Annotated in this window: 18 protein-coding genes and 1 pseudogene; 3 read left to right on the top strand and 16 right to left on the bottom strand. The window is 72.4% G+C overall.

Going from position 1 to position 20,469, the window contains the following annotated elements; all coding sequences use genetic code 11:
* Positions 1 to 19 precede the first annotated feature (19 nt).
* The gene (locus tag ACZ4YL_RS00330; RefSeq protein WP_468113005.1) at positions 20 to 580 is read right to left on the bottom strand and encodes a DUF6434 domain-containing protein; all 561 of its coding nucleotides are present in this window, start codon (positions 578 to 580) and stop codon (positions 20 to 22) included.
* Between the two features lie 68 nt (positions 581 to 648).
* Between ACZ4YL_RS00330 and ACZ4YL_RS00335 the strand changes: the two genes are divergently transcribed.
* Entirely contained in the window at positions 649 to 1,230 is a 582-nt protein-coding gene (locus ACZ4YL_RS00335; protein ID WP_468113006.1) for a hydrolase, read from the top strand.
* 80 nt (positions 1,231 to 1,310) lie between these two features.
* Positions 1,311 to 3,290 (top strand): CASTOR/POLLUX-related putative ion channel, encoded by a 1,980-nt coding sequence (locus ACZ4YL_RS00340; protein ID WP_468113007.1) that lies wholly within the window; start codon positions 1,311 to 1,313, stop codon positions 3,288 to 3,290.
* A gap of 21 nt (positions 3,291 to 3,311) precedes the next feature.
* On the opposite strand, the gene ACZ4YL_RS00345 is transcribed toward ACZ4YL_RS00340, so the two are convergent.
* The 6 genes from ACZ4YL_RS00345 to ACZ4YL_RS00370 form a co-directional block, all read right to left on the bottom strand.
* A complete protein-coding gene (locus ACZ4YL_RS00345; RefSeq protein WP_468113008.1) occupies positions 3,312 to 5,273 on the bottom strand; it encodes a flavin monoamine oxidase family protein in 1,962 nt (653 codons plus the stop codon).
* 151 nt (positions 5,274 to 5,424) lie between these two features.
* Positions 5,425 to 6,162 carry a carbonic anhydrase gene (locus ACZ4YL_RS00350; RefSeq protein ID WP_468113009.1) on the bottom strand — a complete coding sequence of 246 codons (738 nt, stop codon included), beginning with the start codon at positions 6,160 to 6,162 and terminating at the stop codon, positions 5,425 to 5,427.
* Between the two features lie 61 nt (positions 6,163 to 6,223).
* The gene (locus tag ACZ4YL_RS00355; protein WP_468113010.1) at positions 6,224 to 6,760 is read right to left on the bottom strand and encodes an NADPH-dependent FMN reductase; all 537 of its coding nucleotides are present in this window, start codon (positions 6,758 to 6,760) and stop codon (positions 6,224 to 6,226) included.
* 4 nt (positions 6,761 to 6,764) lie between these two features.
* Positions 6,765 to 7,202 carry an MmyB family transcriptional regulator gene (locus tag ACZ4YL_RS00360; protein WP_468113011.1) on the bottom strand — a complete coding sequence of 146 codons (438 nt, stop codon included), beginning with the start codon at positions 7,200 to 7,202 and terminating at the stop codon, positions 6,765 to 6,767.
* A 315-nt stretch (positions 7,203 to 7,517) separates the two neighbouring features.
* Complete coding sequence (locus ACZ4YL_RS00365) at positions 7,518 to 9,335, bottom strand: ABC transporter ATP-binding protein (RefSeq protein WP_468113012.1); 1,818 nt, start codon at positions 9,333 to 9,335, stop codon at positions 7,518 to 7,520.
* 203 nt (positions 9,336 to 9,538) lie between these two features.
* Entirely contained in the window at positions 9,539 to 10,702 is a 1,164-nt protein-coding gene (locus ACZ4YL_RS00370) for an agmatine deiminase family protein (RefSeq protein WP_468113013.1), read from the bottom strand.
* Between the two features lie 157 nt (positions 10,703 to 10,859).
* Between ACZ4YL_RS00370 and ACZ4YL_RS00375 the strand changes: the two genes are divergently transcribed.
* Positions 10,860 to 11,540, top strand: coding sequence for a TetR/AcrR family transcriptional regulator (locus tag ACZ4YL_RS00375; RefSeq protein WP_468113014.1), 681 nt, complete (start codon positions 10,860 to 10,862; stop codon positions 11,538 to 11,540).
* A 12-nt stretch (positions 11,541 to 11,552) separates the two neighbouring features.
* On the opposite strand, the gene ACZ4YL_RS00380 is transcribed toward ACZ4YL_RS00375, so the two are convergent.
* The 9 genes and pseudogenes from ACZ4YL_RS00380 to ACZ4YL_RS00420 all read right to left on the bottom strand — a co-directional run bounded on the left by ACZ4YL_RS00380 (position 11,553) and on the right by ACZ4YL_RS00420 (position 20,451).
* The gene (locus tag ACZ4YL_RS00380) at positions 11,553 to 12,371 is read right to left on the bottom strand and encodes an ABC transporter ATP-binding protein (RefSeq protein WP_468113015.1); all 819 of its coding nucleotides are present in this window, start codon (positions 12,369 to 12,371) and stop codon (positions 11,553 to 11,555) included.
* Positions 12,361 to 13,386: an ABC transporter ATP-binding protein gene (locus ACZ4YL_RS00385; protein WP_468113016.1), complete on the bottom strand. Its 1,026-nt coding sequence runs from the start codon at positions 13,384 to 13,386 to the stop codon at positions 12,361 to 12,363. Before ACZ4YL_RS00385 ends, ACZ4YL_RS00380 begins: the two co-directional genes overlap by 11 nt.
* Positions 13,383 to 14,237: an ABC transporter permease gene (locus tag ACZ4YL_RS00390; RefSeq protein WP_468113017.1), complete on the bottom strand. Its 855-nt coding sequence runs from the start codon at positions 14,235 to 14,237 to the stop codon at positions 13,383 to 13,385. The genes ACZ4YL_RS00385 and ACZ4YL_RS00390 overlap by 4 nt, the downstream gene beginning before the upstream one ends.
* On the bottom strand, positions 14,234 to 15,196 hold the full coding sequence (locus tag ACZ4YL_RS00395) for an ABC transporter permease (RefSeq protein ID WP_468113018.1): 963 nt from the start codon (positions 15,194 to 15,196) through the stop codon (positions 14,234 to 14,236). Before ACZ4YL_RS00395 ends, ACZ4YL_RS00390 begins: the two co-directional genes overlap by 4 nt.
* A complete protein-coding gene (locus ACZ4YL_RS00400) occupies positions 15,193 to 16,866 on the bottom strand; it encodes an ABC transporter substrate-binding protein (RefSeq protein ID WP_468113019.1) in 1,674 nt (557 codons plus the stop codon). The genes ACZ4YL_RS00395 and ACZ4YL_RS00400 overlap by 4 nt, the downstream gene beginning before the upstream one ends.
* Positions 16,867 to 16,953: 87 nt before the next feature.
* Complete coding sequence (locus ACZ4YL_RS00405) at positions 16,954 to 17,967, bottom strand: agmatine deiminase family protein (RefSeq protein ID WP_468113020.1); 1,014 nt, start codon at positions 17,965 to 17,967, stop codon at positions 16,954 to 16,956.
* 117 nt (positions 17,968 to 18,084) lie between these two features.
* A pseudogene (locus tag ACZ4YL_RS00410) lies at positions 18,085 to 18,281 on the bottom strand (urease subunit alpha); the annotation flags it as partial.
* Between the two features lie 305 nt (positions 18,282 to 18,586).
* Positions 18,587 to 19,168, bottom strand: coding sequence for a TetR/AcrR family transcriptional regulator (locus ACZ4YL_RS00415; protein WP_202198696.1), 582 nt, complete (start codon positions 19,166 to 19,168; stop codon positions 18,587 to 18,589).
* Positions 19,169 to 19,281: 113 nt separating this feature from the next.
* A complete protein-coding gene (locus tag ACZ4YL_RS00420; protein ID WP_468113021.1) occupies positions 19,282 to 20,451 on the bottom strand; it encodes an agmatine deiminase family protein in 1,170 nt (389 codons plus the stop codon).
* Positions 20,452 to 20,469: the final 18 nt, after the last annotated feature.

Below are 20,469 nucleotides of genomic sequence, written 5' to 3' on the forward strand. Positions count from 1 at the left end.
TGCCGGGGTGCGTCCTGGCTCAGTCGCGCGGGCGGGCCCGGTGAGCCTGCCACGCGGCCAGGGCCTCCGCACGGGCCCCGTCCGGGTGCTGGGCGTGCCAGGCGCGCAGGAACCGGTTGAACTCGAACTGCGTGCCCACCTCCTGGGGTTCGGCCGCCCGTGCCCGGGTCGCGTGCCAGTGAGCGACGGCCTCGGCGAGGGTGTGCCCCGCGTGCCCGGCGACGTAGTCGCGCATGAAGGCGTCGAAGTGGAAGCCGGGTCCGATCTCGCGGACGAAGTACGCGCGCAGCACCTGGCTGCAGCGCTGGCCCGGCGGGATCACGGTCGCGCCGGTGACGGGGGCGGCCAGCTGGCGCCCGGCGCGGCGGGGTGCGGGGGCCGCCGGGACGGCGGGCGCGGGAAGTCCGTCGAGGGCGGCGGCGAGCCGCGCGGTGACGACCGCCTTGCCGCCGCCGGCCGGGAGCCCCATCTCCCGCGCCAGTGTGCTCAGTTCGGCCAGCGTCCAGTACCAGCGCAGCAGCTCGGCCCCGGTCAGCGCGGCCGTCAGGGCGGGCCGGGATTCCCCTGAATTCGTACTCACGTTCCCATCCTATGTGCGGCGCCGACCGCCGGCCCGCACTCCCCCACCGCCTCCCGAGGAGAGACCCCTTGACCGCCGAAGCCCACCGCCTCATCCTCGGCGGGGACACCGCCCTCGTCCTGATCGACCTCCAGACGGGCATCCTCGGCCGGCCCGCCGCGAAGCCCGCCCCCGAGATCCTGGGGAAGGGGATCGCGCTCGCCGAGGCGTTCCGCGCCCACCGGCTGCCCGTGGTCCTGGTCAAGGTGGCGTGGTCCCCGGACGGCGGTGACCTGCCCACCGCGAACGTGGACCGTCCCGGCCCGGCCGCCGCCCCGCCCGCAGCCTTCTCCGAGATCCCGGCCGAGCTGGCGGCCCTCGGGGACGTGGTCGTCACCAAACGCCACTGGGGCGCCTTCACCGGTACCGAACTCGACCTCCAGCTGCGCCGCCGCGGCATCCACCGCATCGTGCTGGCCGGCATCTCCACCAGCGTCGGCGTCGAGTCCACCGCCCGTACGGCGTGGGAACTCAGCTACGACCTGGTCTTCGCGGAGGACGCCACGGCCGACACCGACCCCGACTCGCACGCCCACACCTTCGGCAAGATCTTCCCCCGCATCGGCAAGGTCAGCACCACGGACGAGATCATCGCGGCCCTGGACTCCTGACCGGGCGCGCACCGGGGGCGGTTCACCCGTAACCGGGCGAGCGCCCGCGGGTTAGCAGCACGGAAGGCGAGGGAGTTCTCATGACGCAGCGGCACACGACGTCCTTACGGCTGCGTCTTCGGTACCGGTTCGACCATCTGGTCGCAGGGGGGACCACCGCGCTCATCGGCTGGTTCGCCCTGGCCTGTCTCGCGGTGGTGGTCCCGGCGAGCACGGTGCTCGTCTGGGCCGACCGGGCGGCCCCGGCGACCCTCTCCGGCCGGCTCACCGCCGTCTGGGTCAGCGTCGGGCAGACGCTCAAGATCGGGGGCGCGGTCGGGTCCCCCCTCTACGTACTGGCCTCCGTGGCCCTCGCCCTGACCGCCCTGCTGTTCGTGTCCACGCTGGTCGGTCTGATCACCACCGGCATCAACCGGCGCATCATGCTGCTGCGCCGCGGCCACTCCACCGTGCTGGAATCCGGGCACACCGTGCTGCTGGGCTGGTCGGACCAGATCTTCCCGGTGGTCGGGGAACTGGTGGCCGCGAACGCCAACCGGCGCAGGTCGGCCATCGCCGTCCTCGCGCCGAAGGACAAGGTGGAGATGGAGGAGGAGATCTCCACCTACTCCGCCGCCACCGGCACCGGCACCGGCACCGGCACCGGCACGACGCGGATCATCTGCCGCAACGGCCGCACCACCGACCCCGCGGAGCTGGCCCGGGTGAGTCCGCGGACCGCGAAGGCCGTGCTCGTCCTGCCCCCCGAGGGGGACACCGGTGACGCCCAGGTGGTGAAGACGCTGCTCGCCCTCGGCGCTGCGGTCCCCGAGCCCGGCGGGGCGGTGGTGGTCGCCGCCGTGCGCGACACCCGCAACCATCTCACCGCCAGGCTGGCCGCCGGGCCCGGCGGGCACGTCCTGTGCGTCGACGACATCATCGCCCGGCTCCTCGTCCAGACCGCCCGCGAGCCCGGTCTCTCGCTCGTCTACCAGGAACTCCTCGACTTCGCGGGCGACGAGTTCTACACCGCCGCCGCCCAGGGCCTCGCCGGACGCACCTTCGGCGAGGCCCTGCTGGCGTTCACCACGTCCTCGGTGGTCGGTCTGCTGCACGCCGACGGCCGCGTCGCGCTCAATCCGGACCCCGGTACGGTGATCGGCGCGGGCGACCGGGTCGTCCTCATCTCCGAGGACGACGACACGGCCGTACCGGCGGACGCGTCCTCGTGGGTCGAGGAGGACGCGATCGTCACGGCCCGCCCCAGGACGCCCGAGGCCGAACGGCTGCTCCTCCTCGGCTGGAACCGCCGCGCGCCGCTCCTCGTGGAGCAGCTCGACCAGTTCGTCGGCCCCGGAACCACGCTGGACGTCGTATCGCTCGCCGACGACGTGCGGACGCGCGCCGCCGCCGGCGTCGCGGGGGCCCGCAACCGCCTCGAAGTGGCCTTCCGCAGCGGGGACATCACCGATCCCGAGCTGCTGGCCAAGCTGGACGTGCCCGCGTACGACAGTGTGATCGTCATCGGCGAGACGGGCCACGACCCCGTGCCCCACGCGGCGCGGCTGTCACCCGCCCGCACGATCGACCTCGGCCTCGCTCCGGAGACCGGGACGGAGACGGACGACCGGACGCTGGTCACCCTGCTGCATCTGCGGGCCATCGGGGAGGCGGCGGGGCGGGAGCTGTCGCTCACCACGGAGATGTCCGACGACGGCAACCGGCTGCTGGCGCCCGCCCGGGAGGGTGCCGATTTCATCGTCAGCGGCCGGCTGATCAGTCTCCTCATGACCCAGATCTCGGAGAGCCCCTATCTCGCCGGCGTCTTCGAGGAGTTGTTCGAGGCGGAGGGGAACGAGCTCCACCTGAAGCCGGTCGCGGACTACGTGCGCACCGACCGCGAGGTGGCGTTCGCGACCCTCGTCGAATCGGCCCGCCGGCGCCGCGAATGCGCGGTCGGCTACCGGCTGCGCGCCGAGGCCGCCGTGGGCCCCGCGTACGGGGTGCGGCTCAATCCGGACAAGGGGCAGCGGGTCCGCTTCGGCGAGCACGACTGGCTGATCGTGCTCGCCGAGAGCTGAGGCGGCCCCCAGCGGCGGCCGTCAGAGGGTCGAGTGGACCTCCAGGGCGGTGCGTACCGCGGACTCCAGGGCTCCCTCGATCCACGCCGGCTTGATGGAGGTGTGGCACCCGGCGAAGTGCAGGTTCCCTTCGGCCTTGCGGACGTGGGGGAAGAGTTCGGTGTGCTGGCCGGGCAGCAGCACGGAGGCCTCGCCGTAGGCGTACGGGTCACGCATCCAGGACTGGGTACGCCCGACGCCGGTGTAGAACACCTCGATCCGCTGCCCGAACACCTCCTGCACCCCGGCGAGCGCGCGCGGGTAGCGCTCCTCGTCGTCCAGGGAGTCCCACTTCAGGGCGTCGTCCGACCAGCTGTAGGAGGCGAGCACGACGCCGCCCGCGCTGCCCTCGACGGGGTAGGAGGGCTGGAACATGAAGCGGTTGGGGTTGTCGGTGGCCGAGCCGCCGCCGATGACGTGGGCCGCCTCGGGCTGGTCACGGGTGACCGCCCGGCAGGCCGCGTAGTGCGCCCGCTGCCCGCTGGAGATGTCGCGGTCGGACGCGGACGAGTGCGCGCCGAGCAGGCTGCCGTCCGCCGGGGTCTGCCCGAGCTGGTACTTGCGGTACAGGCCGGGCCGGACCGCCTCCAGCTCGCGCTTCCAGTCGGCCTCGTCGAACTCCCACCAGCGGCGGCTGAATTCGAGCAGGACCTTGGTCGCCGCGTCGTAGTGCAGCTCGGTGATCGCGCGCCGCTTGCCGTACGAGAGCGCGGGGGCGACCGGGATGTGGCGCAGCCCGGAGAAGGGCACGGTGATGATCGCGGTGTCGCCGGTGAAGGTCTCGCGCCGCACGGGGCTGCCGCCGCGGCCCTCGGAGACGGTCTCGATGCTGACCCCGCCCTCCCCGTGGGTGATCCGGGTGGCGCGGCGGTCGAGCCGGACGAGGTCGTCGACGCGGGCGTAGAGGGCGTCGGCCAGGGTGGCGGTGCCGCCGGGCAGTTCGAAGAAGGCGGTGTCCGGGCTGATCAGCGAGGCCCCGATGAAGCTGTGCACGAAGGCGAGGTGCAGGCGGGAGGTGAGGTTCTCGACGGTGCCGATCAGGTCGATCGTCCGCTCGTCGAGCTTCGCCTCCTCGGTCAGGTAGCGGTACATCGACATGTGGCCGTAGCGCTGGATCACGCGGGCCCAGCCCTCGACGAGCTGCTTGTCCTTCTTGCCTTCGATCTCCTTGCGTACGGGGGCGAAGGCGTTGCGGACGATCTGCGCCGCGGGCAGGGCCTCGTAGGCCGCCGGGACTCCGAAGGACTTGTTGAGGGCCTGCGGGCTGCGCGCGTAGTCGGCGCGGCGGACACGGATGCCGTTGACGAAGATCCACGTACGGTAGGCGGGGCGGCCGGACCCGTCGACATCGACCAGGTGGAAGCGCCGGCGCTTCAGGCCGAGACTGTCGATCAGCCCGGTGACCAGGGGGTGGCTGTCGGGAATGCGCATCGCGCCGGCCTCGGCGTACTGCTTCGGGTCGGCGAAGGGGGCCGCGGACTTCTCGTGGCCGCCGGTACGGAAGGTCTTGATCCGGCCGCCCACCCGGTTGCCGTTGGCCTCGATGACGGTGACCTGGTGTCCGGCCTCGCGCAGCAGGTGGGCGGCGGTGAGCCCGGCGGGCCCGGCGCCGACGATCAGTACCTTCTTGCGGGTACGGGACCGGGGCAGGCCGTTCTTCAGCAGGATGTCGGAGTAGCGGGGCACCAGGGGTTCGTCGTCGTCGTCGCGTACGAGGACGGCGCGGGCGATGGTGAGGCAGGTCTCCCAGTCGGGGCGCGCCGAGCCGGACGGGGTCTGCGGGGTCCCGGCGGAGGCGGCGGCGACCGACAGGGCACCGACTCCCGCGACGGCGGCCGCACCGCCGATGACGGTACGGCGGGAGGGGCGGCGGGAGGGGGCCGGGGCGGGCTCGCCGGAGGGGCCGGGCGTGGGATCGGGCGCGGGCACGGGTTCGATGATCATGTATCAACTCTCCCGGCCCCCGGGTGCCTTGAGCGCCGAAAGGCACCCGGGCGGGAAACAATCACCCGCACGTGCGGTGCGGGCCTCCCTGCGCTGACGAACTGGGATTCGCGCCGGGCCAGGACCGGCCCGTCCCGCCGGCCCCGGGGGGTCAGCCGATCCGGCGGACCCGCTGGCTGGTGAGTTCGTACCGGGCTCCGACGACGGACAGGTGCCCGGCCGCGACCTTGGCGGCGAGCTCGGGTTCCGCGGCGAGCCGCGCCCGTACCAGCCGGACGTTCGCGGTGATCGCCGCGTCGATCCGCGCGGCCCCGCGCAGCGTGCGGTCGATCGCCGGGTGGATCTGATCGACCAGGTACTGCATGTGGCCCGGCAGCGGGGCCCCGCCCTCGTCGGCCCGGACGGCCGCGGCGACCGCCCCGCACGACTGGTGGCCCAGGACGACGACCAGCGGGATGCCCAGTTCGAGGACTCCGTAGGCGATGCTGCCGAGCACCGCCTCGTCCAGGACCTCGCCCGCCGACCGTACGGTCAGCAGATCGCCCAGGCCCTGGTCGAAGACCAGCTCCGGGGGGACCCGGGAGTCGACGCAGCCGAGCACGACGGCGAAGGGGTGCTGGCCGCCGACCAGTGTCTGGCGCACGGTCCGCGTCTCGTCGGGGTGCCGCTCGTGCAGGGTCCGCCAGCGCGCGTTGCCCGTCTCCAGTTCCCGCAGCGCGGACGAGGGGGTGGCGGGCCGGACCCTTCCGGGGCCCCCGGTGACGGGGGCCCCGGGGGTGCGGGGGGAACCGGCCACCAGGCCCGCTCCCAGGGCCACCGTGCCGGTCAGTACCACCCGGAGCAGCCGGCGCCGCCCCGGGAGGCCGCGGCTTTCAGCAGGGATGCTCATATCAGAACAAAATACGCATATCCATCCCTGAAGGGTGGGTGCCGCTCTCGGGTGGGACCCCTCAGCGGGGCGTCAGCAGCCGTGCGAGCACCGTGCCGAGCCTCTCGCGCACCCCTTCGTCGGTGATGACCCCGTCCGCGCCGACCGTGCCCCGGTCCACCGGGATGCTGACGCAGGCCGGCTCCACGATGTCCGCGCCGGTGTAGCCCAGCACCGTCCGCAGCGTGGCCTCCGCGCCCCGGCCCCGGCCGGCGGCTGCCGCGTTGACCCAGGCCACGGGCTTGTCGCAGATCTCGGTGCCGCCGACCGTCCAGTCGAGCAGGTTCTTGAACGAACCCGGCAGGGTGCCCGCGTACTCCGGGGTGCAGATCAGGACCGCCGCCGCCGCGCCGATCGCCGCGCGCAGCTCCGCCACCGGGGCCGGCAGCGGGTCGGTGTCGTCGTCGGGGTTGAAGTGCGGGAGGGCGGCCAGGCCCCCGTAGAGCTCGGTGCGCACCTGCGCGGGGGCCACGGCCTGCGCGGTGCGCAGCACGGACTCGTTGGAGGAACCGGTCCGCAGGCTTCCGGACAGCAGAAGGATCAGGGGTGGCGTGGGCATCCGGTCAGCCTGCTTCCGAGGCGAATCGTTCGGTGCCGACGACCCGGAGGAGGGCGAGGCGGTCGGCCGTGTCCGAGCCGGGCGGCGGGGTGAAGAGCACGAGGCGCAGGTCCTCCTCCTGGGCGAGGAGCACCTGGCAGTCGAGGTCGACGGGACCGACGACCGGGTGGACGACCCGCATGCGGCTGCGGCGCCGGACGGCGACCTCGTGCAGGTCCCACAGGCCGGCGAAGTCCTCGCAGGCCTCCCGCAGACGCTCCGCCAGACGGCCGGCCACCGGGTCGGCGGCGCCCCGGCGGGCGACGGCGGCGCGCTGGCCCTCCTCGCGCCGCAGCCCCGCCGTCCGCCGCCTGGGCCCCGCGACCAGCCCCACGTCCGACGGACGCACGCGGTCACGCGAACGGCGGAGGAAGTCGGCGAGTTCCGGACGGTCGATCGTCATGTCGATCATTCTGCCGGACGGGTCCGTGCGCCCGCCGGGACGCCTCCTGGGATCCCCGGTCCTAGGTCCTGTCGTCAAAGTGGCGTCGGTCAGGCCCGCGGCGTCCGGTGCCATGGGGTCTCCCCAGGCCCGCAGGGCCTAGGGGAAGCATCGCAAGGCGGAGGGGCGCCCGCGTACTGGACGTACCCGGGCGCCCCGACAACGCAGCGAGGTGCGGTGCCGGGCGTCGCGGGCCCGACGAGACTTTGACGACAGGGCCTAGGTTCGAGCGGGCTCTCCCGGCCGCAGGGCGGGCCCGGCAAGCCGGGCCCGCGGTCAGTGGAGGTCGGAGCGCGCGGCCGAGGTGTCGTCGAGGAAACCCCCCGACTGGTGCTGCCACAGCTTCGCGTAGGCGCCCTCCGAGGTGAGCAGTTCCTGGTGCGTGCCGTGCTCGACGATGCGTCCGCGGTCGAGGACGACGAGCCGGTCCATGTTCGCGACCGTACTCAGCCTGTGCGCCACCACGAGGGCCGTCCGGCCCTCCATGAGCCGCCACAGCGCCTCCTGGACGAGGATCTCGCTCTCCGAGTCCAGGGCGCTGGTCGCCTCGTCGAGGAGCAGGACCGGCGCGTCGCGCAGGATCGCCCGGGCGAGCGCGACGCGCTGGCGCTGTCCGCCGGACAGCTTGACGCCGCGCTCGCCCACCATCGTGTCGAAGCCGTCGGGCAGCGCGTCGGTGAACTCCGTGACGTGCGCCGCCTCGGCCGCGCGGCGGATCTCGGCCTCGGTGGCGTCCGGCCGGGCGAAGGCGATGTTCTCCCGCAGGGTGCGGTGGAACATCGCCGGGTCCTGCGGGACGTAGGCGATCAGGCTGCGCAGGTCGGCCTGGCGCAGTCGGGTGATGTCCTGGCCGCCGATCAGGATCCGGCCGGATTCGATGTCCGTCATCCGCATCAGCAGCCGGGTGAGCGTGGTCTTGCCGCCCCCGGACCGGCCGACGAGGCCGATCTTCGTCCCGCCGGGCACGTTCAGGTCGAGGCCGTCGAAGAGCGGCTTGCCACCGCCGTGGGCGAAGGTGACCCGCTCGAAGCGGACGTCGGAGGAACCGGCCCGCAGCGGCTCGGGGATGGCCGGGTCGAGTACGGTCGGCGGTGTGAGCAGCAGTTCGGTGAACTGCGCGGCCTCCGTCATGGAGCTCTCCAGCCGGCGGTAGATCTGGTTGAACTCGAACATGATCCGCGTCGCGCTGGCGTAGTAGGTGAAGGCGACGATGATCGCCTCCACGCCGCGCTCTCCCCCGCCGAGCGTGACGGCGAGCAGCAGGCCCAGCGCGTTGGTCAGGACGGACATCGGTGCGACCAGCGTGTCGATGCGCAGGTTGCCGTAGTCCCAGGAGCGCAGGGTAAGCCGGCGCGACTCGGCGACGCGCGAGCGGTGTTCGGCCGCCTCCCGTTCCTCGGCGGCGAAGGCCCGGACGGTGTCCATGTTCATCAGGCTGTCGGCGACGTGGCCCGACACCCGGGCGATCGCCTCCTCGCGCTGGGCGACGAGTCCTTGGCGGCGCCGGATCAGCGGCGCCACGCCCAGTGCCGTCACGGCGATCAGGACCAGGAGCCCGGCCACGAGCAGCGGGTCGTACTGCCACAGCACCACGGAGGCGAACACCAGCGGTACGAAGCTGCCCATGACCGAGAAGGTCAGGGTGTCGACGAACTCCTCGAAGCGGGAGGCGAAGCTCAGCACCCGCTTGGTCAGCGAACCGGCGAAGTTGTCGTGGAAGAACGCGGCGTCCTTGGCGAACAGTTCGTCCATGCCGACCACGTACAGGTGCTCGATGCCGCGGGCGTCGAGGCGATTGAGGCAGTGCAGGCCGAGGCGCCACAGCGCCTCGGCGAGGAGCAGGACCCCGGCGAAGGAGAGGACGTACGGCAGCATCGCGTCGACGGTGGCGCTGCCGCCTCCGGCGATGCGTCCGACGAGCTTGGCGACGATCAGCGGCGCGATGTAGTTGATGCCGATGTTGCCCAGCGCCGGGAGCAGCATCGCGGGTGCGGTCAGCCATCGGAGGCGGACCAACTCCCGTCCGTAGTAGCGAAGTGCGAGGAGTACCGGGCCCTTGCCCGGTCGTTTTTCGGGTGGTTCAGGCGTTCCCATGACAACCCTGTGCGTTCGTGTGCGGACGGCTTGCAGGAACCGAAGTGTCCCGTGGCGGCGTCGGCACGGTCCAAGGATTTTCCCGGATGGCGGTATCTCGTACCTGTTCGTGCCCGGAGACGGTGGAGGGCCGTTCCGGATCGCTCCGGAACGGCCCCGTGGTCCTTGGCGCTCTGCTGTGGGTGTGGGGGGGTGGGTGTCGGTTACGGGACGGGCTGCTGCTGGGTGACGCAGTGGATGCCGCCTCCGCCGGTGCCGAGCCGGTCGATGTTGAGCTGCTCGATGGCGCGGCCGGGGTAGAGCCGGGCCAGGGTGGCCTTCGCCGCGGTGTCGGCGCGGGTGTCGCCGAAGTGGGCGCTGATGACGGCGCCGTTGCACAGGTAGTAGTTGGCGTAGGAGGCCAGGAAGTCCGGGTTCGAGGAGCGGATCTTGTTGTAGTCGGGGCCCTGGATCTGGTCGACCGTCATGCGCGTGCCGTCGGCGGCGGTGGACGCGGAGAGGATCTGGTACTGCTGGCGGGCGTCCTTGGCGTACACGTCGCTGTCCGAGGCCAGGGGCATCTGGACGGCGGCCCTGCCGGGGGCGAGGAAGCGCGAGGTCGCGTCGACGTGGTCGTCGGTGATGTCCTGGCCCTTGACCCCGTCGAACCAGATGACCTTGGTGGCGCCGTAGGCGGCGAGCAGGGCGGATTCGATCTGCGCCTGCGACTTGTCGGGGTTGCGGTTCCTGTTGATCAGGCTGCTGCGGGTGGCCATCAGGGTGCCGGCGCCGTCCTGTTCGACCGCGCCGCCCTCGCCGACCAGGGCGGCGGCGGTGAAGGGGACCCCGACGTAGGAGGCGATCCGGCCGGCGACCAGGTTGTCCCGGGAGTGGGCCTGCTTCTTGCCCCAGCCGTTGAAGTTGAGGCCGACGGCGTCCAGGCCGCCGGATCCGTTCGTGCGGAAGACGGGCCCCGTGTCGCGCATCCAGCAGTCGTCGACGGGGATGGTGCTGATGACGGTGACGGTGGAGCCGCACATCGAGCGGGCCTTGGCCGCGCTGCCGGAGTTGGCGCAGATGTAGACCGGCTCGTACTTGGCGATGGTGCGTGCGATGAGCGCGATGTCCTGCTGGACGCCGCTGAGCGTGTTGCCCCAGATGGAGGTGGAGTCCGGCCAGGCCATCCAGGTGCGGGTGTGCCGGACGTCCTCGACGGGCACGCGGAAGGCGCCCGCCGCCGCCGGACGGAGCACGGACGCGGCCCCGGCCCGGCCTTCGGCCGCCGCCAGTGCGGCCGCGGCGGCGGTGAGTCCCGCCGCTGCCAGGAACCTGCGTCTGCCCATGCCCATGCCCTCGCCCGCGGGCCGGTTCGCTGCGTGATCGTTCATGTGGGGGTCCTCCGATGGCTCAACTCCCCGCGGGGACAGCGGGGTTGACCGGAAAGCTAAAACTGGCCAAGCGCTCGGTCAATAGTTTGGACGAGGTCATTCCGGTGGATCACGGAAAGCCCCAGGTCGCCGACCGAAGGCTGGTTAAAGTGACGCCATGGCAGCTGTCGCGAAGGACTCCGGGGGCCGGCCGGCCGCTCCCGCTGCAAGGGCCGGCCGGCCACGGGCCTCGGCGAAGGGCGAACAGACGCGGGCACGGCTGATCGCCGCCGCGCGGACCCTGCTCGCGGGCGAGACGAGCGAGGGCTTCACCACCCGCAACGTCGCCGCACTGTCAGGCGTTTCGCACGGAATGTGCCACTACCACTTCCAGGACCGGACGGATCTCGTCCTCGCGGTCATCGAGGACATCCGTCCGGAATGGATCATGCCGCTGGAGGCGGCGGTGTCCGCACCCGGGCAGTTCGCCGAGCGCGCCGAACGGGTCGTCGAGCTGCTCGGCCGGCCCGAGGGTGCCGAACTCTCCCACCTCCATTCCGCCCTGCACTGGCAGGCGTTGAACGACGCCCGGGTCCGGGAGAGCCTGGAAGCCGAGTACCGGCGCTGGCGCGCCTGCTTCGTCGCCCTCTTCCAGGTCCTGGCCGGCGAACGCGGCGGGGACCTCGACCCGCGCCCCCTGGGACTGGCCGTGGCCGCCGCCGTGGACGGCCTGGCGGCCATGGACTCCCTCGGCGCCGACGGCGGTACGGGGCCGATCCTGCGGACCTTGATCCGTACCCTCGCCGCGGGAGCGGGAGCCGGATCCGGATCGGGAGCGGGAGCCGGATCCGGGCCGTGACCGGCGCCCCCGCTACAGCGCCCGCCGGGCCGCGGCGATCGCCTCCGGGTCCCACCCCGGGCGGGGCACCGACTCCAGGAGCAGCCGGGTGTAGGGGTGCCGGGGCGCGGCCAGCACCTCGGCCGTGGCGCCCGCCTCCACGATCCGGCCGCGGCGCATCACGACGATCTCGTCGGTGACGCACCGTACGACCCCCAGGTCGTGGGTGATGAAGAGGTACCCGATACGGGTCTGCTCCCTGATGTCCGCGAGCAGGTTGAGGATCTGCGCCTGTACGGAGACGTCGAGCGCGGCGACCGCCTCGTCCAGGACGAGGACGGACGGCTCGACGGCCAGGGCCCGGGCGATGGCGACGCGCTGACGCTGGCCGCCGGACAGCTGGCGCGGCAGGGCGTCGGCGGCCCGGGTGCCCAGACCCACCTGATCGAGCAACTCCCGTATCCGCCCCGCGTGGTCCCGGCCCGGGAAGTGCAGGCGCAGGGTCTCGCGCAGGGCCGCCTCGACGCTGGTCCGCGGATCGAGGGAGAGGTACGGGTCCTGGAAGACCATCTGGACCTCGCGGGCGCGGGCCAGGCGCCGGGCACGGCCCCGGCCCTCGCCTCGCGCGGTCCGGTTGCGACCGCCGGCCAGGACCTCGCCCTCGTCGGCACGCTCCAGGCCGACGACGATCCGCGCGGTGGTGGTCTTGCCGGAGCCGGACTCCCCCACGATCCCCAGCGAACCGCCCTCGGGGAGGACGAAGGACACGTCGTCCACGGCGCGCACGGCTCCGTAGGAGCGGTGCAGCCCCCTGACCTCCAGGACGTTGTCGGGAAGTCCGTTATCGGGCATCGACGGTGCTCCCTTCGAGCCGGTCGCTGTGGTGGCAGGCGGCCAGGTGTCCCGGCCGGCCCGGGGCGGCCACCGGCAGGGGCACCTGCTGGTCGCAGACCTCCGTGGCGAGCGGGCAGCGGGCGGCGAAGGCACAGCCGTGGAGGGCCTGGCGCAGGTCGGGCGGCTGGCCCTCGATGGCGGCGAGCCGGCCGCGCGGGCCGTCCATCCGCGGGGTGGAGGCCAGCAGGGCGGCCGTGTACGGGTGCCGGGGGCGAGCGAAGAGGGCCTCGGCGGGCCCGCTCTCGGCGATCCGGCCGGCGTACATGACGTAGACGCGGTCGCTGATGGCCGCCGCGAGGTCGAGGTCGTGCGTGACGAAGAGCAGGCCGGTGCCGAAGCGGGCGCGGAGTCCGGCCAGCAGGGAGACGACCTCGGCCTGGGAGGTGACGTCCAGCGCGGTGGTGGGCTCGTCGGCCAGCAGGAGGGCGGGGTCCCCCATGAGGGCCGCCGCGATCACCACGCGCTGGAGCATGCCGCCGGAGACCTGGCCGGGGTACTTGCGCAGCACCGCCGGGTCCAGGCCCACGGCCTGCAGGAGCTCGGTGGCGCGCGCGGTCGCCTCGGCCCGGCTCATGGACCGGGTCAGGGTGGCGCTCTCGGTGAGGAAGTCCCCGATGCGGCGCAGCGGGTTGACGGCGGCGCGCGGGTCCTGGAAGACCATGGCCACGGCGGAGGCGCGTACCGTGCGCAGCCGGTCGGCGGTCATGGTGAGGACGTCCTCGCCGCCGACCCGTACGGCTCCTTCGACGACGGCGCCGGGCGGCACCAGGTTCAGCGCGCTGCGCGAGGTGAGGCTCTTGCCGGAGCCGGACTCACCGACGAGGGCGACGGTCTCACCGGTGGAGACGGTGAGGTCGACGCCGTCGAGGACGGGCCGGGCGGTACCGGGCAGGGTGATCCGCAGCCCCTGGACGTCGAGGGTGTGCACCGGTTGCGTGGGGTGCGGTGGTTGCGGTGGTTGCGGCGGTCTCATCGGGCCCTCCTGGCTATACGGTCGGCCCAGCGTTCGCCGACCACGTTGAAGGCGACCACGGTCAGCACGATGAAGGCGCAGGGCAGGATCGCGGACAGCGGGTAGCCGTGCTGGATGGCGGTCTGGCCGTCGAAGACCATGCGGCCCCAGTCGGGGGTGAGGGCGGGAACGCCGAGCCCGAGGAAGAACAGTCCGGCCAGGTCCATCAGGGCGTAGCCGAAGTTGATGGTGGACTGGGCGAGGACGACGGGGGCGATGTTGGGCAGGATGTGGCGCAGGCAGATCTGCAGCGCCGAGTGGCCCTGGACCTGGTAGGCGCTGACGTACGGGCGGGCCCGTTCGGCCAGGACCAGGGAGCGGGTGAGGCGGCTGACGTAGGGCAGGTAGGCCACGGCGAGGGCGATGACCGGGGCGAGCAGCCCCTCTCCGTAGACCGAGATGATCAGGATGGCCAGGAGCATGCCGGGGAAGGCGAAGACGAGCTCGGTACTGCGGGAGAGCACGGAGTCGATCCAGCCGCCCCGCCAGGCCGCCGCCGTGCCGATGGCGATGCCGGCGACGGTGGAGAAGGCGACGACGCCGAGCGGTCCGAGGAGCGAGGTGCGGGCGCCGAGCAGCAGCCGGGAGAGGGTGTCGCGGCCGGCCGCGTCCACGCCGAGCGGGTGCTCGGCGGAGGGTGCGGCGAGCGCGTTGCCGAGGTCGACGGCGTTGGGGTCGTGGGGTACGAGCCAGGGTGCGAGCAGGGCGGCCAGTACGACGACGGCGACGAGCACCAGGCAGACCAGGTGGAGCGGGGAGCCGGCGGCGCGGATCCGGGAGAGGCCGGGTCGGCGGGTCAGGACGGCGGTCATACGGCGGCGCTCCTCGATCCGAGGGTGACCCTGGGGTCGACCAGGGGCAGCAGCAGGTCCACGACCAGGTTCACGATCATGAAGAGGGCGACGATGATCAGGGAGATCGCCTGGACGGTCGGGAAGTCCTTGGTGGTGGTGGACAGTTCGAGGAGCTGGCCGATGCCGCCGATGCTGAAGGCCGTCTCCACCAGGATGGTGCACACCAGCAGCGTGGAGACGATGAGCCCGCCGGTGGTCAGGACGGTGCCGAGCGAGTTGCGGAACACGTGGCGCTTGACGACCTGGCGTTCGGGGACGCCCCGGCTACGGGCGACGGTGACGTGGTCGCTGTCGAGGGCTTCGAGCATGGCGGAGCGGGTGACGCGGGCGAGCATGCCGATCAGGTAGAGCGCGAGGGCGACGGAGGGGAGCGTGAGGTGCCAGAGCATGTCGCCGAGACCGCCGTCCCCCGCCCCGCTGCTGGGGAACCAGCCGAGGTTGACGGCGAAGAGGCCCTGGAGCAGGACCGCCGCGACGAAGGACGGGGTGCCGACGGCGAACGTCGTGGTGACGAGGATGGCGGAGTCGGTGGCCCCGCCGCGGACGGCGGCGATCCGGCCGAGGAGGAGGCCGGCGGCAACGACCACGACGAGCGACATCGCGATCAGCATCAAGGTGGTGGGCAGGCGGTCCGCCAGCAGCCGCGAGACATCGGTGCGGTAGGTGATCGACCGCCCGAAGTCACCCTGCAGTACGTCGCCCAGCCACCGGAAGTACCGCATGAGGAAGGGGTCGTCCAGGTGGTACTGGGCGTTGATCGAGGCGAGGGCCTCCGGGGAGGCGGAGCGGCCGGCGAGCAGGAAGCTCGCCGGGTTGCCCGGTGCCAGGTACATGGCCCCGAAGACCACGAACGAGGCGGTCAGGAGGGTGGCGGCCATCTCCGCCACCCGCCGGAGCGCGAATCTGACGAAATTCACTGCGCGGCCCCCACGTCGGCGGCCCACGGGTAGTACATGTACGAGATGGTGGTGGGGGCGCCGGTGATGCGCTTGTTCATGAACAGCGCGGTGGGCCACTCGGCGACCGGGATCCACAGCAGCTGTTCCGAGGCGTGGTGCTGCAGCTTCGCCTCGATGTCCATCCGCTGCTCGATCGGGTAGACGGCGCTCGCCTGGTCGACGAGCTTGTCGTACCCGGGGTCGCTGTAGCCGGAGAAGTTCATGTACGCGCCGGTCCTGAAGTTCTGCAGCAGGTCGAGCGGGTCGGTGATCGAGTCGTAGTAGGTGAGCGGGAACATGTCGATGCCCTCGCGCGCCTGGGGGTCGGTGAACAGCGCGGTGAAGGCGTTCGGGGCGATCGTCTTCAGCTGGATGTCCAGGCCGATCCGGGTGCCGGCCGCCTGGACGGCGGTGGCGAGGAGGGAGACGTCCTGGCCGATGGAGCTGGTGGCCACGGTCAGCGTCTTGCCGGTGGCGCCGGCCTCCTTGACCAGGGCCATGGCCTGCTCGATGTCCTGGCCGGTGGGCGGCAGGCTGTCGAAGGCGGTCTTCAGGGTGCGTTCGGGGGCGGCTGCCCAGGCGGCGCGGGTGGTGAGGGAGTTGGTGACGGTGCCCGCCCCGCCGAGGCCGGCCTTGACGAAGCCGGAGCGGTCCAGCGCCAGGGACAGTGCGCGGCGGACGCGGATGTCACCGAGCGGGCCCTGCATGTTGGTGACGTTGACGTTGACCGTGCTCAGGCCCTCGCCGAAGTAGAGGGTGCCGGTGCCGCTGTTCTTCAGCCGGGCGTAGCTCTCGGTGGGGATCAGATAGCCGCCGTCGGCCTCCCCGCTGAGCATGGCGTTCGTCCGGGCGGACGGGTCGGTCAGGACACGGAAGACGGCCTTCTTCGACTTGGCCTTGGTGCCCCAGTAGTTGTCGAAGCGCTCCAGCTCGATCGACTGGCCCTTGTTCCACGTGCCGAGCTCGAAGGGGCCGGTGCAGCCGAGGCCGCCCGTGGTGCCGTAGTCCTTGCCGGCCGCCTCGACCGCGGCCTTGGAGGCGACCACTCCGGCGGCGGTGGCCATGTACTGGGGGAACTGCGAGTCGGGCTTGTTGAGCTTGACGGTGACCTGCAGCGGTCCGCTCTTGGTGACCGAGGCGACGTTCTGGAACACCTGGGCCCAGGCTGCGGCGTTGTCGGGGTCCGTCTGACGGCCGAGGCTGAAGACCACGTCGTCGGCGGTCATCTCCTTGCCGTCGTGGAAGCGGACACCGGGGCGCAGGTCGTAGACCCAGGTGGTGGGGTCCGGGTTGGACGCCTTCTGGGCGAGACCGGGCTCCGTGGTGAGGCCCGGGGTCCAGCGCATCAGGCTCTCGCACACGTTGGACAGGACGGTGTTCTGCGGGTAGTCGAAGGCCACCGTGTAGTCGAGGGTGGGCGGTTCGGCGTAGACGGCCCAGGTGAAGGAGTCGATCTCGCCGGCGGCCTCGGGCGTGGAGACCGACAGCCTGACGTCGGTGACACCGCCGGCCTCCTCCTTCGGCGGTCCGGAGCAGGCCGCGAGCAGGGAGATGGTGGTCAGGGCGGCGGTCGCGGCCACGGCAACGGGGCTGAGCCGGCCGCGCCGGCGGCGGAAGCGTCTGCCGGTGCGGGGCGGGGTGGTGGTCATCGTCGCGCTCTCTATTCCGTGAGGGATGCGGGGGGAGGAGCGGGCGGACCGCCGGAGCGGTCCGCCGGGAGCGGCCGGTTTCCCGGGTCAGACGGTGGTCCGCGCTGCGGGGATCTGCTGGGTGATGCAGTGGACGCCGCCGCCGCCGAACGCGATGGCGAGCGCCCGCACCCCGACGACCTTGCGGCCCGGGTAGGCCGTGGCGATCACGGCGAGGGCTTCCTCGTCCTGGGGCACGCCGGCCACCGGGACGACGATGCCGCCGTTGGCGACGTAGTAGTTGAGGTACGACACCTCGATCTCGCCGCCGGCCAGGTCGGCGAAGGCGGTCTGCGGCACCTCGATGATCTCCAGGCGGCGGCCGCGGGCGTCGGTGGTGGCCTCCAGCACGGCGCGGTTGGCGCGCATCCGGGCGTGGTCGGGGTGGTCCGGGTCGGAGGGCAGGGAGATGACGACCGTGCCGGGGGCGGCGAACGCGCAGACGCCGTCGACGTGACCGTCGGTCTCGGTGTCGAGCAGGCCGCCGTACGGGAGCCAGATGACCTTGGTGACGCCGAGCCGGGACTTCAGCTCGGCCTCGATCTGGTCGCGGCTCATGCCGGGGTTGCGGTTGGGGTGCAGGAGGCACTGCTCGGTGGTGATCAGCGTGCCCTCGCCGTCGACGGTGATGGCCCCGCCTTCGAGGATCATGCCGGAGGGGATGCGGTCGACCCCGAGGTGCTCCAGCAGCAGGCCGCTGATCCGGTCGTCGGCGTCGAACGGGTGGTGCTTGCGGCCCCAGGCGTTGAAGCGGAAGTCCACTCCGGCGCGGTTGCCGTCGCCGTCGAGGACGAAGAGCGGGGCGGAGTCGCGGAACCAGGAGTCGTCGAGCGGCAGCTCGATGACGGTGACGCCGTCGCCGCACAGCGCACGGGCGTCCTCGCCGAAGCCGGGCGGGGCGACCATCGTCACGGGCTCGAACGCGGCGATGGCGCGGGCGACGTTCGCGTACTCCTCCTTCACCTCGGCGAGCACGCTGCCCCACAGCTCCTCGCGGGTGGGCCAGGCCATCAGGCAGCCGTCGTGCTGGGACCACTCGGCGGGCATACGGAATTCGGTCATCAGGTGTCTCATTTCTTGCGTGGGTGGAGTCTTCCACTCGACTGAAAATTCAGTCAAGAGTGAAGGCGTGGGGCAAGGAAGGGAGCGCGGGAGGAGCGGGAGGACTGGAGGAAGCGACTAGAGGAAGTAGAGGCGGTTCAGGGAAACCTGCTGGGCCGGCTCGGAGCGCAGGGGCTCGCCGTCGAGCGTCACCAGCCCGGTCCGGGCGTTCGATGAGGTTGCACGCGCCGGCCGGCGGTCCGAAGAGGCGGGAGGCCCGACTCGGCGGCGGCGCGGCTGACGAAGGCGACCGAGAGGTCGGCGGGCGCTCCTCCGGGGTCCTGGCCACCCGGCGCCGCCGGGTCGCCGTACGCGGCACGCACGGTTCGGTCCGCCCTGCTCGGATCCTCACTCTGACATTGACTGAAAATTCAGTCAAGAGACTGAACAGGCCCCGGTCCGCAAGGAAACACGGGAGTCGAGCGGAAGGCGAGCGGAAGACCGGCGGGAGACTCGTGGGAGTCGTGCGGGGAGGCCCGCGGGGACCCAAGGCCAGGGGCGGGGCCGGGGCGGGGCCGGGGCGGGGCCGGGGCGTTGTCAGGGCGGGCCGGGGTCGTGGAACGGCCCCGGCCGGCGGACGTCAGCCCTGCCCGAGCCCCGAGAGCTCGGCGTCGATGGCGCCCCGCATCAGCTCGCGGGCGTGGCCGATCTTGATGCCGCCGCTCAGCCAGCGCATGCTCAGCCCCTCCAGCAGGGCGGTGAGCCGCTCGGCGGCCGCGGCGAGCGCGGAGGCCGGCACCATCGGCTGGACCTGGCCCAGCAGCGCGGCCACCTCCTGGACCCACACCAGGGTCGCCCGCGCCAGGTCCTCGCGCAGGACCTCGTCGAAGACGGCGCTCGCCCGCAGTTCGCCCCAGGCCGAGCTGTTCTCCCGTACCTCCACGGTGTCCTGGAGCTCCAGCAGGAGGGTCTCCTCCAGCTCTTCGCGCGGGGTGAGCGGCGGGTCGTCCGGATCGCGGTCGGTGGTGTAGCGCTCGGCGCGGTCGTTGATGAACTCCAGCGTCTGGCGCAGGACGCCCGTACGGTCCTTGAAGTGGTAGTAGATCAGGGCGGTGGAGACGCCGGCCTCGGCCGCGAGTTCCTCCACGCGCAGCCCGCGTACACCGCGCCGGGCGATCACCCGGGCGGCGGCTTCGAGGATCTGAGTACTACGAGACGACATGCTCCGCACCCTACCGGGATGATCGGGTGCGGACGTACGCGGCCCGTCACCAGGAGTGCCGGACGGCGCGCGGGCCGCCCCGGCGGGCGGGGCCGTCCGCGCCGGCCCGGCCATCAGACGGCCGGCGGCACGGCCGGGTGGGACTGGGTGGCGCAGTGGATTCCGCCGCCACCGGAGGCGATGCCGTCGATCGGGAGCTGCTCGACGCGGTAGCCCGGGTAGGCGGCCTGGAGGATGGCGTAGGCGACGCCGTCGGCGTGGCCGTCTCCGAACTGCGGCGCGATCACCGCGCCGTTCGCCGTGTAGTAGTTGGTGTAGCTGGACAGGAACTCCTCGCCCCGGCCGCGGATCTCGCGCCGGTCCGGTCCGGGCAGCTCGGTGATGGCCAGGCGGCGGCCACGGGCGTCGGTGGCGCTCTGCAGGGCCCGCTTGGTCTCCTCGTAGACGGCCAACCACTTCTTGTCCGCGACGGGGCCGGGCTTGTCGAGGATGACGCGGCCGGGAGCGATGAAGCGGGCCAGGCAGTCGATGTGGCAGTCGGTGATGTCCTCGCCGGCGAGGCCCGGCACCCAGATCACCTTGTCGATGCCGAGCGCCGTCTTCACGGCCTGCTCGACCTGGGCCTGGCTCATGCCCGGGTTCCGGTTGGCGTTCACCATCGAGCTGACCGTGGCCAGCAGGGTTCCCTCGCCGTCGGTCTCCAGCGAGCCGCCCTCCCCGACGAAGCCCGCGCGGATCCGGTTCACCTCGTACTCGGCGAGGAGCGTGCGGGCCGCCGCCGCGTCGTTGGCGAAGGGCTGTGCGTACTTCGTACCGCCTTTGCCCCAGCCGTTGAAGTTGGTGTCCACACCGGCGACGGCACCCGGGGCGACGACGAAGGTGGGGCCGAAGTCGCGGATCCAGAGGTCGTCGTTGGGGATGTCGAGGACCTGGATGCCGTAGTAGGCGCCCAGTCCGCACTGGTAGCGGGCCTCGGCGGCCTGGCCGGGGCGGGCCAGCACCACGACCGGCTCGTAGCGCGATATCGCGTGGGCCACCTCGGCGATGTCCCTGCGCACCGCCCCGAGGCCGCTGCCCCACACCGAGGAGAGGGCCGGCCAGGCCATGTACGTACGGATGTGCCGGTCGGTCTCGGCGGGCATGCGGAGCGTGCCGGGACCGTTCGGGGCGGCCGAGGCCGTCTGCACCAGCGAGGGGAGGGCGGAGCCGAGGGCTGCCAGCGGCAGGGCCGCCGCGCCGAACTGGAGCACTCGGCGGCGAGAGGTGCGGGGGTTCATATCCATGGTGACTCCCTGATGAGG

The sequence above is a fragment of the Streptomyces sp. NPDC030021 genome (assembly GCF_055574035.1).

Bases quoted from the DNA above. Each gene is read 5' to 3' on its own strand.
- ACZ4YL_RS00355 (WP_468113010.1), bottom strand. From the start codon at position 6,760: ATGCCCACGCCACCCCTGATCCTTCTGCTGTCCGGAAGCCTGCGGACC.
- ACZ4YL_RS00370 (WP_468113013.1), bottom strand. From the start codon at position 10,702: ATGAACGATCACGCAGCGAACCGGCCCGCGGGCGAGGGCATGGGCATG.
- ACZ4YL_RS00420 (WP_468113021.1), bottom strand. From the start codon at position 20,451: ATGGATATGAACCCCCGCACCTCTCGCCGCCGAGTGCTCCAGTTCGGC.
- ACZ4YL_RS00380 (WP_468113015.1), bottom strand. From the start codon at position 12,371: ATGCCCGATAACGGACTTCCCGACAACGTCCTGGAGGTCAGGGGGCTG.
- ACZ4YL_RS00360 (WP_468113011.1), bottom strand. From the start codon at position 7,202: ATGACGATCGACCGTCCGGAACTCGCCGACTTCCTCCGCCGTTCGCGT.
- ACZ4YL_RS00400 (WP_468113019.1), bottom strand. From the start codon at position 16,866: ATGACCACCACCCCGCCCCGCACCGGCAGACGCTTCCGCCGCCGGCGC.
- ACZ4YL_RS00405 (WP_468113020.1), bottom strand. From the start codon at position 17,967: ATGACCGAATTCCGTATGCCCGCCGAGTGGTCCCAGCACGACGGCTGC.
- ACZ4YL_RS00375 (WP_468113014.1), top strand. From the start codon at position 10,860: ATGGCAGCTGTCGCGAAGGACTCCGGGGGCCGGCCGGCCGCTCCCGCT.
- ACZ4YL_RS00350 (WP_468113009.1), bottom strand. From the start codon at position 6,162: ATGAGCATCCCTGCTGAAAGCCGCGGCCTCCCGGGGCGGCGCCGGCTG.
- ACZ4YL_RS00385 (WP_468113016.1), bottom strand. From the start codon at position 13,386: ATGAGACCGCCGCAACCACCGCAACCACCGCACCCCACGCAACCGGTG.
- ACZ4YL_RS00365 (WP_468113012.1), bottom strand. From the start codon at position 9,335: ATGGGAACGCCTGAACCACCCGAAAAACGACCGGGCAAGGGCCCGGTA.
- ACZ4YL_RS00345 (WP_468113008.1), bottom strand. From the start codon at position 5,273: ATGATCATCGAACCCGTGCCCGCGCCCGATCCCACGCCCGGCCCCTCC.
- ACZ4YL_RS00390 (WP_468113017.1), bottom strand. From the start codon at position 14,237: ATGACCGCCGTCCTGACCCGCCGACCCGGCCTCTCCCGGATCCGCGCC.
- ACZ4YL_RS00340 (WP_468113007.1), top strand. From the start codon at position 1,311: ATGACGCAGCGGCACACGACGTCCTTACGGCTGCGTCTTCGGTACCGG.
- ACZ4YL_RS00415 (WP_202198696.1), bottom strand. From the start codon at position 19,168: ATGTCGTCTCGTAGTACTCAGATCCTCGAAGCCGCCGCCCGGGTGATC.